Consider the following 16,058-nt stretch of genomic DNA (forward strand, 5'->3'; position numbering starts at 1 on the left):
AAAGCGAAGCGCCGTGGCAACTCTGCGTAGCGAATATCGATAGCTGGCTTCGAAAGGAGAACCTCCACCGATTGAGCAAGCAATCATGGGGTGATGGCGAGGCAATGTCGGCGGTGTCTGCCTCGAGTACACCTATGCAGAGCCGGGCGGCCGCATCGACGCATGCCCTACTATGCCATGCGAGCCGATCCGCAATGTTGGCTCGCTCATGGCCGGTGCTTCGCACATCAACCGCCGTGGGGCGGTAAGCCTGCAATGACCACGTTGGTACGGGCTTGGAGCGCTTCGACGGGGATAGGGTGCGTCAGAATGTGCGGAATATTCCCCCTGATCCCCGCAACAACCTTGATGCCAATCGCATTGGCCGTTATGTAGTCCATGGGACTTGACGCGACGTCTGGATCAACTTGAGAGGGGACGCTCCGCACATCATGTTCGGCCTTGGCGGCGCTGGTCGGATCCGCCCACGGTTTTACGCCCCGGGCCTCGGAGCGATCTTCCTCCGTTCGAAGACGCTCGCTGGAGATGATGCGCGTGCGGACCGGCCCCGGGTGCAGGATGCTGACGCCGATTCCCTGTGTCTTGAGTTCTTCGCGCGCACAGTGAGAAAGCCCGTCGACGGCGCATTTCGATATGGAATACGCGCAATGCCCTGGAACGGTAAGGAGCGAGGCCATCGAGGAGGTGTTGACGATGTGCTTTTCACCTTCAGTCTGCAGCATGCGCGGAACAAAGACGTGATGGCCGTGCAACACTCCCCAGAAGTTCACGCTCATCACCCAGCGGAAGTCATCGTAGCTGGTATCCCACGAAGCGCGGAAGGGCCTGAGAGTCACGCCGGCGTTATTGACGAGAATCTCGACGGCTCCAAACTGCTTGTAGGCAGCCTGAGCGAGTTGTTCGACCTCATCGAGCCGCGATACATCCGTCTTGACCATCATTGATCGAACACCCCGGTCGCGGACCTCTGCAGCGACTGCTGCAGCCGCTTCCGGTTCGATATCCGACACGACTACATTGGCACCCGCGTCCGCCAGGGCAAGGGCAATGGACCGCCCGATTCCGCCGCCGGCACCAGTGACGACGGCAGTACGTCCTTCTATCTCGTTCATAGAATTTGCCTCGCGAATCTGATTCCGTAGCAGCACCTTGGTGTCGCGCTGCCATCGCTCAACCGCCGCCGGATCACCTTGGTAAGCGCGTTGCAGCGGCTTCTGCGCGGTCAGTCCAAACCGAGCCAGCGGCGTCCCGACCGAGGACAGGCTCAGGCTGAGGCGGGTTCTTTTGCACTAGCGCCCGCACCAGGCCCCGCGTCCACAAGCCGGTCGAAACCGTACTCCACGCGCGACTGCCCTTCGACCCAGCGGGGAATACCGGGCGCGCCTGCGCGAAAGCCCCCATGGGTTGTCTTACTTTCCGCCTCCTGATTACATGTAGGCGCGTGCGCGGTCGAGCTGTTCCCGGCATTCCTTCACCATTCGCTCGAGAAGCGCCGCGCAGGTCGGGATGTCGTTCATCAGGCCGATGGCCTGGCTCCCCCACACGAGACCATCATTGACGTTTCCCGACTCCAGGGTACCGCGCCCTCGGGCACCGGTCACGAGCGGCCTCACATCCTCGAAGGTGCAGCCCCCCGGGCGCCGCTCGATGCTCACCACTTCCTCGGAAATAGCGTTCCGGAACACGCGCCCGGTGTTCTTGAGGGTGCGGAAGATCAGTACAGTGTCGCGCTCGCTGCCATTGATCAGTGCTTCCTTGATGTTGCGATGAATCGGCGCCTCCTGCGTCGTCATGAAGCGCGTCCCCATATTGACGCCTTGGGCGCCAAGGGCCAGCGCCGCGGCCAGTCCCCTGCCGTCGGCGATGCCGCCGGATGCGATGACCGGAATTTTCAGCGCACTTACTGCCGCCGGGATCAACACGAGGCCGCCAATGTCGTCGTCACCGGGATGGCCAGCGCATTCGAAACCGTCGATGCTTACGATGTCGACCCCGTTGCGCTCGGCGCTTTGAGCGTGGCGCACAGAAGTGCATTTGTGAATGATGCGAATGCCGGCCGCCTTGAACCTGTCGAAGTATTCCTTTGCATTACCGGCAGTCTCGACGATCTTCACGCCGCTGTCGATGATGGCCTGGACGTACTCGGCATACGGCGGCGGGCTCGCCGTCGGCAGGACTGTGAGATTCACGGCGAAGGGCTGGTCCGTCATACCGCGGCAGCGTTCAACCTCGACACGCAGGGCATCCGGGGTCGGCTGGGTCAGCGCCGTGAGCGTGCCAAGCCCCCCCGCATTGGATACGGCGGAGGCGAGCTCGGCACGGCCGACCCACATCATGCCCCCCTGGACGATCGGATACTTGATGGCGAGAAGCTCGGTGACTGCGGTCTTCATGAGTCGTTTCCTTTTGCGTGAAGAGGGCGCGGTCGTCAGGCGAAAGCCATCGTCCGGCCTTCGGCCTGAATGCGCGCTGCATAGCGAGCGAGGTGGTAGTCGAGATTGCCGAACCAGGCGTCGGCCAATACCAGCCGGCGATAGTGGTGGCCCACCCGATACTCCTCGGTGATGCCGTAGCCGCCGTGCAACTGGATGCCCTGGGCGGAGACGAACTTGGCGCTCTTGGTGATCTGAGCCTTGCAGCCGGAAATCACCGCGCTCGTGTCCCCGAGCCCCGGATCGGCCAGCGCCGCGAGGCCCCGGTGCAGGGTCGCGCGCGCCTGCATCAGCTCGATCGCCATGTCGGCCATGCGGTGCTGGAGGGCCTGAAAGCTGCCGATCGGTACGCCAAACTGCTGGCGCGTCTTGAGGTACTCGGCGCACAGGGCGATCACGTCCTCCATGCCACCGACAGTCTCCGCGCACAGCGACACGATGGCCTCATCCACCCCGCGCTGCACACCGGCGAAAGCCTTGCCCTCTTCGCCGAGCAAGGCGGTGGCCGGCACGACGGCGTCCTCGAGCACGATGTCGGCGGCTGGCGTGCCGTCGAGCAGGCGGTAGGGTTCGAGCCGGACTCCCGGCCCATGCGGGTCGAGGACGAACAGGGAAATGCCGGCCTCGTCGCGTACGGCGCCGGCGCTTCGGGCGACGACGATGATGCGATCGGCCATCGGCGCGGCGACGACGAGGCTCTTGCGGCCGTTCAGCAGGTAAGCGCCATCGGACCGTCGCGTGGCCGATGCGGACACGTGAGCGACGCAGCCGCGCGCCTCCGGCTCGCTGTGAGCGACCGCGACCAGCGTCTCGCCGCCGCCCAAGGCACTAAGAAGTGCCTCCTTTTGCGCCTCGCCAGCGCAGCCACGCAGGATAGCCGCGGGGAAGACCGTGCAGAAGGTGTAGGGCTCGAGCACCAGGCCGCGCCCGAGCCCCTCGGCAATCAGCGCCGTCTCCACCTCGCCGAACCCCAGGCCGCCATAGGCTTCGGGAATGGGCGCCATCAGCCAGCCCATCTCGGCAAATGTGCTCCATGTCTCGCGGCTGAAACCGCCGGCGTCCGCCACCAGCCGCGCCCGCGCCTCGAAAGTGTAGGACTTGTCCACATAGCGGCGGACGCTGTCCTGCAGCATCTGCTGTTCTTCGCTGAGATCGAAATTCATCCGGCGGTGCCTCCTACGAATCAGGCCGCTGCACGGGCCTGAACCGCCACCGGCGATCGTCCAGGCAGTAGCCATGTAGTAATGAACATGAGAAAGAGTGTGGCCCTCGCCGCGGCAAACGCGAGCAGATAGGCCTCTGCAGTCGGAAACACGCCCGAGCCCCAAGCAGGATCAGCGGCTTTCAGCGTCATCGGAGCCCAGCTCGTCAAGGACCATCACGGCCACCATCGCATGACGTCCGCCACGTCTGGCCGTCATATCCATATACAGCTTGGCCGTACAGATCGCCCAAGGCGCGCAAATGGCGCAAGCACCCGCGGAGACCAGCTTGAAGGCGGCAGTGAGCCAGCCCACGCACTGGAACATGCCCGTCTCGTAGGAGCTTGCCACCTTGGCGACCAAGATCCGGTTCTGCTGGGAGCGATCGGAAGTGTGCATACGTATTCCCGGACGTCAGAAGCGTTTCACGGGAGGCCGAACAAGGTCTTCGCGATGATGTTGCGCTGGATCTCCGCCGTACCGCCGTAGATCGAGCAGGCACGGCGGTAGAACAGCTCCGCGGCAAGACCCGGAGCATACTCAGGGCCGACGAACTGCTCCTCGCGCACCGACGGGTCGTCGGCGGTGCTCGGATAGAACACCGGGCCGTAATCGCCGATCACCTCCACCAGCATCTCGGTCAGCTTCTGATGCATCTCGGAACCCCGAACCTTGAGCATCGAGCCGATCGCCATGCCGCCATTCTGCTCGGTGAGGCCCTGATGCAGGATCTTCTGCACGGTCATGTCGATGGCGAGCACCTCAAGCTCGTACTGCGCCATGCGTGCGGCGAAGTTCGGATCCTCGATTAGAGGTCTCCCGCCAACTCTTTCGCGCGAAGCGTAGCGGCGAATCTTGGCGAGATAGCGCTTCAGCGCCGGCGCCTCGGCACCGAGGAACGCGCGCTCGTTGAAGAGCAGGAACTTGGTGTACCCCCAACCCTTGTTCTCCTCGCCGACCAAGTTCTCGACTGGCACGCGGACGTTGTCGTAAAAGACTTCCGCGAGATGACCGCACCCGTCCAGGCTCGTGATGGGACGAATCGTGACGCCCGGCGATCGGGAGTCGACCAGCAGGAAGGAGATCCCCTTCTGCGGCTTGGCGGCCGGATCGGTGCGAACCAGCATGAAGTTCCAGTCACCGTACACGCCAAAGCTGGTCCAGATCTTCTGGCCATTGACGACGTAATGATCACCGTCACGAATGGCGGTGGTGCGCAGATTGGCCAGATCGGAACCCGCTCCCGGCTCAGAGAAGCCCTGGATCCAGAACACCTCCCCGCGCTGGATCGGCGGCAGAAAGCGCTGTTTCTGCTTATCGGTGCCGAAATGACAGATTACCGGCCCGACAAGGTCAACGGCGGCCTGATTCTGGATCGGCGCCCCCGCCAGATAACACTCCTCCGCGAAGATGTAGCGTTGGGCCGCCGACCAGCCGGTGCCGCCGTATTCCTTCGGCCAAAACGGCACTGACCAGCCGCGGGTTTCGTGCAGGATCCGCGTCCAGCGCAGGGAATCCTCCTTGTCCGGCAGGTAGCCCTGCTGCCCCCGCCAGGCCAGCTCGGCCGGCAGATGCTCGCGCAGGAAGCTCCGTACTTCCCGGCGAAAGTCCTCGTCGTTAGAAGAAGGGATGAAGTCCATTGCCCGCTCCATGCTGTACCCCGGGAGAAAATGCTCCCAGGCGAAGGGTTGTTCCTTCTCTCAAGAATAACCCATAAATACGAACAGTGTTCACTTTTTATAGAACAGGGCACTCCCTAGACCCGACCCGGGCCCCACCGCTGCCTGCCGGCTCTACCCCTCACCGCCCTTCGGTTCAATCTCTCCCTTGACTCACAGACACTTGTTCACTATGTTGAACATCGTTCACTATTTTAAGAGAAACGGCAGAGGGCGGGAGCAAGACATGGACAGGTCAACGGAGCAGATTTTGGGGTTCGGCACTATGGTTTCAGCGCGAACGGACGGAACTGGACCTGCCGATCGCTCTAACTGTTTTGCATCACCTCAGGTCATTACGGACCCGAACATCAAGCAAGAACCAGGATTGAAACCGGCCGACGTGTTTCTCGGAAGGCAGGCCATCGTCGACCGCTACCGAAATGTGATTGCGTACGAGCTTCTGTTTCGTGCCGGGCCGGATGGCTGCGCTCGAGTTACTGACCATTCCATGGCCACCGCAACCGTGATCGCCAATGCCTTCGACACTCTAGGCATCCAAACGGTCGTGGGCGATTGCAGGGCATTCATCAACGTCGACGGGCCGACGTTGATGAGCGAGGCGATCGAAACACTGCCGCAGCAGCGCGTCGTGATCGAATTGCTGGAGACGATCCGCGTGAGTGACGAGATCGTCCGACGCTGCCGCGAACTGAAGGCGCAGGGCTACCGGCTTGCGCTCGATGATTTCAGCGTTTACGGAGAGGAGTACGAACCCCTCCTCGACGTCGTGGATATCGTCAAGGTCGACACGCTCATGCTCGAGCCGGCCTCCCTCGCAAACCTCGTTGCCCGACTGAAGATGTGGCCGCTGCGACTGCTGGCAGAAAAGGTCGACTGCAAGCAGCGTGCAACCGATTGCCTGGCACTCGGCTTCAACTTGTTTCAGGGCTTTTTCTTTGGCCGGCCGGTGACGCTGGCGGCGTAGGCGGGGGCCGCGTGGCAAAAGGAGAGAACCTCAGTAGGAAACCCCAGCCGACGTTCGCCGTATCGTTATGCGGATGACGTGGGCCGCGATCTGGTCTGCGTGAAAGCGTGGCGCGCCGTGCACAAACACTAATCCGTCGCGCCCCCGCCTACGCTCACAATCTGGAACTGCGCCGTCGCATGGGCGATACGTTTCCCGTTGCACCAGATGAAGCAGTCTGAGAACACCACACGCCGTCCCGCCTTGACGATGTCGACGTGAGCCTCGATCCAGTCGCCCGGCTTGGCATTGCCGGCGAAGCCGACGGAGAGGTGACTGGTGAGCGCTTGCGCAGCCGCCGGACGCACATGGCCACTGGCCCAAGAGAAGGCGGTATCCGCAAGCATGCAGATCATCCCTCCGTGAACCATCTGCCCGCGGTTACGATGCTTGTCCTCGACGCGCATGCCGACCACGTAACCGTGCTCGACCCGCTTGTGGTAGAGCGGGCCGGTCAGCTCATGAAAGGGCCCGAAAGGAGGGATGAGCTCGAAGCCCTCCGGAACCATGCTCGCCCCCCGCGGAGCGGCGTCCTCCTCCACCGCTCCGCGCCCCGCATGAACGGAATCGGCGCGCATCATTGGATGCCTCCCATCACCAGCACACGGGAACCCACCTCCAGTTCGGCCCGACATGCACCGACGCGATCTACCCGCGCAACGACTTCGCCGGGACCTGGCACTGGATCGGTCCGCCGCTCAATGACAAGGGGAGTCCCGGCACCTTTGAAGATTGCTGTTCTCATAATCGAGTCCTCGGTCGCCCGCCTTGTCCGGAAATGTTGTCGCAGTCGAAGCATCGAGTTGGCTGGCAACGATCAGCTCGCACACCTGTTTTTTGAATGCCATTCATTTTCATCGAAGAACGATACCTCGGTTTACTGCGGTCGGCAACAGGCCGACACCGAGGCGCGCACGGGCAAGCGCGTGGCCGTGCTCGATGCGCGCCTCGAGCGAGCCTAGTGCGGGCAGAAGAAGCGCTGCGGCGGATTCATTTGTGCAGGCAACGGCTCGAAGCCGCGAAGTAGCCCGACTCGATCGCTCGCGAGACCGACTTCAACGGCCCTGCCGAGACTCTGCATGCCGCATGGAATGCACAGGCTGACCATGCGCGCCCACAAACAATGGCTGCGCGCACTCGTGGTTGAGATCATCGCCCACGTCGACGAGAACAGACGCCAGGAGTCCGCGACAGAGCATTCGAGTATGGGTTTTAGCCAAGCGATCGGCGAGTCGGGGGCGGGAGGAAACCGACGCTCGAAATTTCCATGAGTTAAGGGCAATGGGATGGGCGCCGCAGCCCGCCACGGCATCTGTCAGCCATCTTGACATTACGGCGAGCCATGTTCACCATTACGAACATCATTCATTTTTTAGGCTCCTCGTCAGGGCGCCGACTTCGACCACGGACCAGCATGAGCTACGAACTGAACGAAGACCAGCTTGCCATCCAGGATCTCATTCGCCGCGTCGCCCGCGAGCGGGTTGCGCCAAGGGCCGATGAGATCGACCGCAGCGCGGAGTACCCTCACGACATGTTCGAGCTGCTCAGGGAACTGGGCCTCTTCGCCCTGCCCTTTCCGGTCGACTATGGCGGCACTGGCAGCTTGCTGTCCGCCTGCGTGGCCGTCGAGGAGTTCGGTCGCGTCTGCTACAACACCGGCTATCTGCTGGTTGTGCAATGGACGCCCTTCGGTGCCATTCTCGCCGGCGGCACAGATGAGCAGAAGGCGCGCCTGCTCCCGGGCCTGGCCACAGGGGAGCTGCGTGGCGCCTTGTCGCTGACCGAGCCGCAGAGCGGCTCAGACGTGTCAGGGATCAAGACGACCGCCCGCCGTGTGCCCGGCGGGTACCGGCTCAACGGCGCCAAGATCTGGTGCACCAACGCCGACATTGCCGACTTCATCCTGGTCGCGGCGAAGACCCAGGGGGAAGACGGCGCACCTTTAGGCATCAATCTTTTCATAGTCGATAAGCCGGTGGAGGGCCTGACCGTCGGCCGCAAAGAAGACAAGATGGGGGCACGCGGCATCCCTTCCTGCCCCCTATTCTTCGATAACGCCTTCCTGCCCGAGAACAGCCGCCTCGGCCCCGAAGGCGGTCAGGGCTTCAAGGTGGCAATGGAAGCACTGAATACCAGCCGCCCGATCGTTGCCGCCCGTGCGGTGGGCATCGCCCAAGGCGCCATTGACCATGCCGCTGCGTACATCAGGGAGCGCGCCGCCTTCGGCCAGAAGATCAGCGATTTTCAGGGCATCCGCTGGATGATCGCAGACATGGCGATGAAGACCGAGGCCGCACGTCAGCTGGTCTACCGGACCGCCGCGATGGTGGACGCAGGGGTGACCGGCCGGGAGTTGGCACCGATGGCCGCAATGGCCAAGTGCTTCGCCTCCGACGTGGCCATGCAGGTCGCCACCGACGCGGTGCAACTCTTCGGTGCCGCCGGCGTATCCGCCGAATATCCGATCAATCGCTACTTCCGGGACGCGAAAGTGGTGCAGATTTTGGAAGGAACCAACCAGATCCAGCGCAACATCATCGCCGACGGGATTCTCGGCCGCGCGGCGAAGCGCTAATTGCGCCCGGAGAAATGACATGTTGTTGACTCTCAGACCATCGCTAAGGCCGGGCTGGGCTTCCGGCCGCCGTCGTGCTGCTCGGCAGCACTCTGCCGCCGGTATGTCCCTATCACAGCAGCTCGCTGGTATCTCGCGCAACTACGTGGAACGACGGGACGAGCTATCCGAGCCTGACGACACGCCCCGATTAGTCTCCGAGCAACAGGATATGGTCGAAGAGTGATCAGGACATGTTCAAAGACGACCTGCTAAAAGAGAAGAAGATCCTCGTCACCGGTGGCGGCACTGGTCTGGGAAAAGCCATCGGCAAGCGCTACCTGGAACTCGGCGCCCAGTTGGTGATCTGCGGGCGGCGCAAGGAGGTGCTCGATGCCACCGCAGAGGAATTCCGTGCGGCCCTCGGCGACACGTGCAGCAAGATCGAGACCATCTCCTGCGACATCCGCGACGGCGAAGCCGTCGAAGCGATGATGGACGAGATCTGGCGCGAGGGCCCGCTCGACGTGCTGGTGAACAACGCGGCAGCCAACTTCATTGCCCGTTCCGAAAAACTCTCCCACCGCGCGGTCGACTCCGTCCTCGACACCACCCTTCACGGCACGCTCTACTGCACCATCGCCGCCGGGCGCCGCTGGATCGAGGGCGGCCGCCCCGGCAATGTCATCAGCACGGTGTCCACGCCCTCCTTCACCGGCTCCGCGTTTACCGTGCCCTCCGCCGCCTGCAAGGCCGGCGTGCTGGCGATGACTCGCAGTCTGGCGGTGGAATGGGGCCCCAAGGACATCCGCCTCAACGCCGTAGCGCCCGGTCTGTTCCCCACCCCCGGAGCCTGGGAGCAGTTGTATCCCCCGGGGTCCCAGGTGGAGCGCCAGGAGAGCAGTGTTCCCCTGCGCCGCTTCGGCGACCACGCCGAACTCGCCAACCTTTTTGCCTACCTGGCGAGCGACGGCTCGGGCTACGTGACCGGCGACCTCGTTGTCATGGACGGTGGCCGCTGGATGCAAGGCGTTGGTGGCCCCAGCTTCCGCGCGATGCAGGACTGGTCCGACGAGCAGTGGGACGCGATGCGGTCCAAGGGGGCCAAGTAACCATGGGCCCTCTTGCCGGAATCAAGATCGTCGAACTTGCCGGCATCGGCCCAGGGCCGATGTGCGCGATGCTGCTCGCCGATCTCGGCGCGACCGTGATCCGCGTCGATCGCAAGGTGGCGGTCAAGCTCGGCATCGAGCGCCCGCTGAAGTACAACACGCTGCTGCGCAATCGTCACGTCATCAACGTGGACCTGAAGGATCCGCACGCGGTCGAGATGGTGTTGAAGCTGGTGGAACAGGCCGACGCCCTGATCGAGGGCTTCCGTCCCGGCGTCACCGAGCGCCTGGGTCTCGGCCCGGACACCTGTCTCGCCCGCAACCCGCGCCTGATCTTCGGGCGAATGACCGGGTGGGGGCAGGACGGGCCCATGGCCAAGTGGGCAGGTCACGACATCAACTACCTCGCACTGACCGGCATCCTCGACGCAATCGGGCGCGAGGGCGAGCCGCCTTCGATTCCCCTCAATCTCCTCGGCGACTACGCCGGCGGTTCGCTCTATCTGGCCCTCGGCATTCTGGCGGGCATCATCGAGGCGCGCGCCTCGGGGAAGGGCCAAGTGGTGGATGCAGCCATCGTGGATGGGGCGGCGAACCTCGCCACGACCTTCTTCGGCATGCTCGCCGCCGGAATCTGGAAATCCGGGCCGGGTACGCGCGGCACCAACATTACCGATTCGGGCTCCCACTTCTACGATTCCTACGAATGCAAGGACGGCCGCTATATCTGTGTGGGCCCCATCGAAGAGAAGTTTTATGCCGAATGGCTCAAATTGATGGATATCGATCCGGCGACCATCGGCAAGCAGATGGAAGCAGGCAACTGGAAGGCCGCCAAGGCGATCGTCGCTGACCGTTTCAAAACAAGGACGCGTGACGAGTGGGCGGCAATCCTAGAGCATAGCGACGCTTGCGCCTCCCCCGTTCTGAGTTTCCTCGAAGCACCCGAGCATCCCCACATGAAGGCGCGCGGCGTGTTCATCGAGGTGGGCGGTGTAGTGCAACCCGCGCCCGCGCCCAAATTCAGCCGCACCAAGCCCGACATACCGACCCCGCCCCAGGAAGCCAATTCGGCGAACGCAGACAAGGCTCTCGCCTCCTGGTTCAGTGGCGAAGAAATCGCCCGGCTGCGCGCCGAAGGCGTCATCGACTGAGGAATTCCATGGATCTGCGCTATACAGACGAAGAACTGGCCTTCCGCGACGAAGTCCGGAACTTCTTTAAAACCGCGCTTCCTGCGGACATCCGCCGCAAGTGCGAGCTCGGACAAAGAATTTCCAAAGAGGAAATGAAGCGCTGGGTGCGCATCCTCCACGAAAAAGGTTGGGCGACGCCGGCTTGGGCCAAGGAATGGGGCGGCACGGGCTGGAATGCCGTCAAGCAGTACATATTCAGGGAAGAGATGCACATGTCTCCTGTACCGGAGCCGGTCTCTTTCAACGTCAACATGATCGGCCCGGTACTGATCGCCTTCGGCACGGACGACCAGAAAAAGCATTTCCTCCCGAGGATTGCCACGCACGACTACTGGTTCTGCCAGGGCTTCTCCGAGCCCGGAGCCGGCTCCGACCTGGCATCCCTGCGCACCACGGCAGTCCGCGACGGCGATCATTACATCATCAACGGCCAGAAGCTGTGGACCTCGCAGGCCCACCACGCCGACTGGTGCTTCTGTTTGGTGCGCACCGACCCCGCAGCGAAGAAGCAGCAGGGCATCAGCTACTTGCTGATCGACATGAAATCGCCGGGCATCACCGTGCGCCCGATCATCACCCTCGATGGCAACCACGAGACCAACGAGATGTTCCTCGACAACGTCCGCGTACCGGTGGCCAACCGCGTAGGGGAGGAAAACAAGGGGTGGGATTATGCCAAGTTCCTGCTCGGCCACGAACGCAGCGGCATCGCGCGCGTCGGTGTGTCCAAGTACCGTGTCCGCCGGGCGAAAGAGCTCGCTGCCAAAGTGATGCTGGGCGACAAGACACTGGTCGAGGATCCCGCCTTCCGAGAGCGCGTCGCCGCAATCGAGGTCGAACTGAAGGCTCTGGAAATGACCCAAATGCGCGTCATCTCGGAGAGCATGAAGGCCGCGAGCGACAAGCCCGACCCCAAGACCTCAATCCTCAAGATCAAGGGATCGGAGTTGCAGCAGGCCGCAGCCGAGTTGCTGATGGAAGTGGCGGGCTACGACGCGTTCGAATACGACAGGGACTTCCTGCGTGGCATCAAGAGCGAAACCGAAGCCGAACACGACTGGGCACTGGCGACAGCGCCCAACGCCTACTTCGCCCGCCACGTCTCCATCGTCGGCGGCTCCAACGAGATCCAGCACAACATCGTGGCCAAGGCCATTCTCGGATTGTAAGGACGCTCATGAACTTCGATCTTTCCGACGAACAGCGGATGCTCAAGGATAGCGTCGACCGCCTGATCGCCGAGCAGTACGACTTCGAGTCGCGCAAGACCTATGCGGCGCAGCCCGACGGCTGGAGCCGCAAGCGGTGGGCCCAATTCGCCGAGATGGGCTTGCTCGCCCTGCCCTTCAGCGAGGAAGACGGCGGCTTCGGCGGCGGCCCCGTCGAGACCATGTTGGTGATGGAAGCGTTCGGTCGCGGCCTCGTGCTGGAGCCTTACCTGTCGACCGTCGTGGTCTGCGGCAATCTGCTGCGCCTGGGCGCCTCCGCGGCCCAGCGTGCGGACCTGATTCCGTCGATTTCCGATGGCGGCCTGCTCATGGCCTTCGCCCACGGCGAGACACAGTCGCGTTTCGACCTCGCGGACGTGGCCACCACCGCCCGGAAAGAAGGGGACGGCTGGCTGCTCAACGGAGCGAAGCGCCACGTGCTGCATGGTGACAGCGCCGACTGGCTGATCGTATCCGCGCGGGTTTCCGGCGATCGACGAGACCGTGACGGGATTGCCCTGTTCCTTGTGGACGCGAAGGCTGTCGGCGTCGCGCGCCGCAGCTACACGGTGCAAAACGGCTGGCGAGCGGCCGATGTCGACCTGTGCAATGTCCGTGTTCCTTCCACTGCACTGATCGGCACCACCGCCGAGGCCCTGCCCCTCATCGAGCGGGTCGTGGACATCGCGCTGACCGCGATCTGCACCGAGGCGGTGGGCGCGATGGAGAAAGCTACCGAGATTACGGTCGAGTACCTCAAGGTGCGCAAGCAGTTCGGCGTCACCATCGGTTCCTTCCAGGCGCTCCAGCACCGTGCCGTCGACATGCTAGTGGCGGTGGAGCAGGCGCGAAGCATGGCGATGTTCGCCACCATGATGGCCGACGAAAAGGATGCGGTTGAACGCTCGAGGTCGATCTCCGCTGCCAAGGTGCAGATCGGCAAATCGGCGAGATTCGTAGGCACTCAGGCGATCCAGCTCCACGGGGGCATCGGGGTGACGGAGGAGTGCAACGTCGGACACTACTACCGCCACCTGACCGTGCTGGAAATCCTGTTCGGCGACACCCACCATCACCTCTCCGCACTCGCCCTGGCCGGCGGACTGCCGAGTGCCGCGTGACGCTTCCTCCACGCTCGCTGTGCCTCCCGATACCAGCACGACGTCACGATCCGCAAACCCGCGGAACTGCCCGTGCGACTGCCGCTCTTCTACACCACTGACACGGTGATGCCATGATCGAATTCGATCGCGTTGCTAGGCACAGATATGACCCGGCACCAGAAAGAACCGCAGTCGCGGAATTCGACCGCATCCGCCACCTGCTCGCCAGCGTGCCGCTGGTGAATGACCTGGCTCCCGCCGAAATGACGCGTTTCGCGCGCGGGGCGCGGGAGCACCGAGCCGCAATGCACCGGTTGGCGAGGGTGGAATCGCCCGCTGAGCACCTGACCGAATAAATGATGCATTACTCTGCGAACACCTGATGGACACGAAGATGGAATCTACTCTCGACGGCCTAGTGGATGTACCGCGTTTGCGGTGCTGGCTTGATGAGCATTTGGCGGAATTAGGCGACGGCCCGCTCACTTGTACACTACTGAGCGGTGGCAGCAGCAATGCAGTGTTTCGCATCAGTCGCGGAGGCGAGTCGGTGGTCCTGCGCCGCCCGCCCAAGGTGCCGCGCCCAGACAGCAACCGCATCATCGAGCGTGAGGCGCGTATGCTCAAGGCGCTGACCGGAAGCGACGTGCCGCATCCGCATTTTCATGCCTACTGTGCCGACGATACGGTGATCGGCGCACCGTTTTATCTGATGGCGATGGTGGATGGCTGGCTTGGGTACGACGAGAACCGGTTCGACCCTGCGCCGTTCAATGTGCCCCAACATCGCCGGCAGAAGGCATTTGCCCTGGTGGAGGGCATCGCGCGCCTGGCAAAAGTCGATTATCGTGCCGTCGGCCTCAAAGATTTCGGTCGTCCCGAGGGTTTCCTCGAACGGCAGGTGGACCGCTGGGCCAGTCTGCTCGCCTCTTACCGCGAGAGCGAGAATTATCCAGGACGCGAGATCCCCGGGCTGAAATACGCCGCCGACTGGCTACGCGCCAATACGCCCGCCATGTCGCCTGCTGGAATCATCCATGGCGATTACAGCTTCGCCAACGCGCTGTTCCAGCATCAGCCGCCGGTACGCTTGGCGGCGATGATCGATTGGGAACTCACGACAGTGGGCGATCCGCTGCTCGATCTGGGCTGGGTGCTCTACGCGTTCCGTGGTCGCGACGAATCGACTCCGCCTGCAGGCTATTTCGATCCCGACGGTTATCCCTATCGAGAAGAGCTCGCCGAATACTATGCTGAGCGCACCGGGCGCGACATCGGCAATCTCACCTATTACATGGTGCTCGCGCAGTACAAGCTGGCTTGCATTCTCGAACGCCATTACGCCCGCATGCTCAATGGCCGGCAAACCAGGCATTTAGGCGAGGTCATGGGGAAGTTGGTGTTGCGTCTGGGAGCGAAAGCGGGGGAAATGGCAAAGGCGGCGGGATGACGCTATGGTGACAAGATACGCAATAGGCACCGTTCGATTTCCTACGCTTGGCCGAAGTTGTACCACACGTGCGTAGACGAAAAATAACGCCTTTCTGGAACTGAGGTGGCCTGTCTACAATGGGCGCCCCCGGCATAAGCGGCGGCGGCCTGTTTGAATTGTTGAGCAAACAGGCCGACGCCAGATAACGAAGGCGCGAGTGGCGCCGTTGGCGCTTGCAGAAGATTTCCACGTATTCTCGATTAACGTCTGCGCGGGCGCCCGCGCAGACGTAGCACTGATCATGCACCAATGCGTTCTTCAGATTGCCCCAAGAGCTCTCCATCAAGGCGTTGACGCTCCTATGGCAACTGGTACGTTCTGGAGTCGGCCAGATCGGCAAGAATGCGCGGGTACAGCTCCCTCACGATGTAGCGCGTCAGGAATCCACGAATTTCCTTGTTCGACGTACATTCCTTGGTCCGGCGATCGACTAAACCTGGTCTGAAGGTCACTTCAGGAGCCGTCGCTCCACCAACCTTACCGGGCTTCGTCACTATTAAGCCCCCATCCGTCATCCGTGAGGCCGGCTCCATCTCTCGCGAGATCGTCCTTGCCTGGCTGATCGACTCCGGCCGGTAGCCCGCCGCTGTGGCACTTGGCTATTCGCGGATAGCTCGCATGCCGGCCAGCGACCGGCGCCCATCATTAGCCTGATCCAGTCGGCTAAGTTAAACGGCCCCGATCCGTATGCGGTGAAAGACGTCCTCGCTCGGCTGCCGACCCAACCGGCCAGCCCGACCGGCGAGTTGGCAGACGGCGACAATCAGCATGACCGGTCAAACGACATTCATCTTGGCCGGTTGGATTCAGACCAACACATCATCGCCGAAAACAACGGCTACGGGCGCCATTTTGTGCGCATCGTCCACCTGTTTCCCGCTTGGCACCCGCCCGGAAAGCGGTGGCCTACGGGCACACATGCAAAGTTGCGTTGACTAATTTTCTGAATAGCGTTTATATTTATAAACACGATCAGGCCATGTGGTCAGTGGGGGATTGGGATTGCTTACAGATACTCTCGGTCTCGCCCCGAGCCCACAGCGACCGGCAAGAATCATCGAAGAGCAACCT

Annotated in this window: 15 protein-coding genes and 2 pseudogenes; 10 read left to right on the forward strand and 7 right to left on the reverse strand. The window is 62.5% G+C overall.

Going from position 1 to position 16,058, the window contains the following annotated elements; genetic code table 11:
* Positions 1 to 227: 227 nt before the first annotated feature.
* The 6 genes and pseudogenes from ToN1_RS02295 to ToN1_RS02320 form a co-directional block, all read right to left on the reverse strand.
* Positions 228 to 1,112: an SDR family NAD(P)-dependent oxidoreductase gene (locus tag ToN1_RS02295; RefSeq protein WP_169206045.1), complete on the reverse strand. Its 885-nt coding sequence runs from the start codon at positions 1,110 to 1,112 to the stop codon at positions 228 to 230.
* Positions 1,113 to 1,121: 9 nt separating this feature from the next.
* Positions 1,122 to 1,366, reverse strand: a pseudogene (locus ToN1_RS24675) (helix-turn-helix domain-containing protein); the annotation flags it as partial.
* 61 nt (positions 1,367 to 1,427) lie between these two features.
* A complete protein-coding gene (locus ToN1_RS02305) occupies positions 1,428 to 2,393 on the reverse strand; it encodes an NAD(P)H-dependent flavin oxidoreductase (protein WP_169206044.1) in 966 nt (321 codons plus the stop codon).
* Positions 2,394 to 2,428: 35 nt separating this feature from the next.
* Positions 2,429 to 3,595 (reverse strand): acyl-CoA dehydrogenase family protein, encoded by a 1,167-nt coding sequence (locus tag ToN1_RS02310; RefSeq protein WP_169206043.1) that lies wholly within the window; start codon positions 3,593 to 3,595, stop codon positions 2,429 to 2,431.
* Between the two features lie 171 nt (positions 3,596 to 3,766).
* Positions 3,767 to 4,033, reverse strand: coding sequence for a hypothetical protein (locus ToN1_RS02315; protein ID WP_169206042.1), 267 nt, complete (start codon positions 4,031 to 4,033; stop codon positions 3,767 to 3,769).
* Positions 4,034 to 4,059: 26 nt separating this feature from the next.
* Positions 4,060 to 5,274 (reverse strand): acyl-CoA dehydrogenase family protein, encoded by a 1,215-nt coding sequence (locus tag ToN1_RS02320; RefSeq protein ID WP_169206041.1) that lies wholly within the window; start codon positions 5,272 to 5,274, stop codon positions 4,060 to 4,062.
* Between the two features lie 265 nt (positions 5,275 to 5,539).
* Here ToN1_RS02320 and ToN1_RS02325 point away from each other — a divergent pair, with 265 nt between their 5' ends.
* Entirely contained in the window at positions 5,540 to 6,280 is a 741-nt protein-coding gene (locus ToN1_RS02325) for an EAL and HDOD domain-containing protein (protein WP_244860945.1), read from the forward strand.
* Between the two features lie 128 nt (positions 6,281 to 6,408).
* On the opposite strand, the gene ToN1_RS02330 is transcribed toward ToN1_RS02325, so the two are convergent.
* Positions 6,409 to 6,900 (reverse strand): PaaI family thioesterase, encoded by a 492-nt coding sequence (locus ToN1_RS02330; protein WP_169206040.1) that lies wholly within the window; start codon positions 6,898 to 6,900, stop codon positions 6,409 to 6,411.
* Positions 6,901 to 7,122: 222 nt separating this feature from the next.
* Between ToN1_RS02330 and ToN1_RS02335 the strand changes: the two genes are divergently transcribed.
* From ToN1_RS02335 to ToN1_RS24945, 9 genes and pseudogenes are all read left to right on the forward strand, one after another.
* Positions 7,123 to 7,281 carry a hypothetical protein gene (locus ToN1_RS02335; protein WP_210147991.1) on the forward strand — a complete coding sequence of 53 codons (159 nt, stop codon included), beginning with the start codon at positions 7,123 to 7,125 and terminating at the stop codon, positions 7,279 to 7,281.
* 452 nt (positions 7,282 to 7,733) lie between these two features.
* Positions 7,734 to 8,897: an acyl-CoA dehydrogenase family protein gene (locus ToN1_RS02340; RefSeq protein ID WP_169206039.1), complete on the forward strand. Its 1,164-nt coding sequence runs from the start codon at positions 7,734 to 7,736 to the stop codon at positions 8,895 to 8,897.
* Positions 8,898 to 9,130: 233 nt separating this feature from the next.
* A complete protein-coding gene (locus ToN1_RS02345; RefSeq protein WP_169206038.1) occupies positions 9,131 to 9,988 on the forward strand; it encodes an SDR family oxidoreductase in 858 nt (285 codons plus the stop codon).
* 2 nt (positions 9,989 to 9,990) lie between these two features.
* Positions 9,991 to 11,142 carry a CaiB/BaiF CoA transferase family protein gene (locus ToN1_RS02350; RefSeq protein ID WP_169206037.1) on the forward strand — a complete coding sequence of 384 codons (1,152 nt, stop codon included), beginning with the start codon at positions 9,991 to 9,993 and terminating at the stop codon, positions 11,140 to 11,142.
* An 8-nt stretch (positions 11,143 to 11,150) separates the two neighbouring features.
* Positions 11,151 to 12,353 (forward strand): acyl-CoA dehydrogenase family protein, encoded by a 1,203-nt coding sequence (locus ToN1_RS02355; protein ID WP_169206036.1) that lies wholly within the window; start codon positions 11,151 to 11,153, stop codon positions 12,351 to 12,353.
* 8 nt (positions 12,354 to 12,361) lie between these two features.
* A complete protein-coding gene (locus ToN1_RS02360; RefSeq protein WP_169206035.1) occupies positions 12,362 to 13,513 on the forward strand; it encodes an acyl-CoA dehydrogenase family protein in 1,152 nt (383 codons plus the stop codon).
* Positions 13,514 to 13,626: 113 nt separating this feature from the next.
* Positions 13,627 to 13,851 carry a hypothetical protein gene (locus ToN1_RS02365; RefSeq protein ID WP_169206034.1) on the forward strand — a complete coding sequence of 75 codons (225 nt, stop codon included), beginning with the start codon at positions 13,627 to 13,629 and terminating at the stop codon, positions 13,849 to 13,851.
* Between the two features lie 26 nt (positions 13,852 to 13,877).
* Complete coding sequence (locus ToN1_RS02370) at positions 13,878 to 14,945, forward strand: phosphotransferase family protein (RefSeq protein ID WP_169206033.1); 1,068 nt, start codon at positions 13,878 to 13,880, stop codon at positions 14,943 to 14,945.
* Between the two features lie 602 nt (positions 14,946 to 15,547).
* Positions 15,548 to 15,736 (forward strand): annotated as a pseudogene (locus ToN1_RS24945) (transposase domain-containing protein); the annotation flags it as partial.
* Positions 15,737 to 16,058 lie beyond the last annotated feature (322 nt).

This window comes from Aromatoleum petrolei, assembly GCF_017894385.1.
GTDB classification, from domain to species: domain Bacteria; phylum Pseudomonadota; class Gammaproteobacteria; order Burkholderiales; family Rhodocyclaceae; genus Aromatoleum; species Aromatoleum petrolei.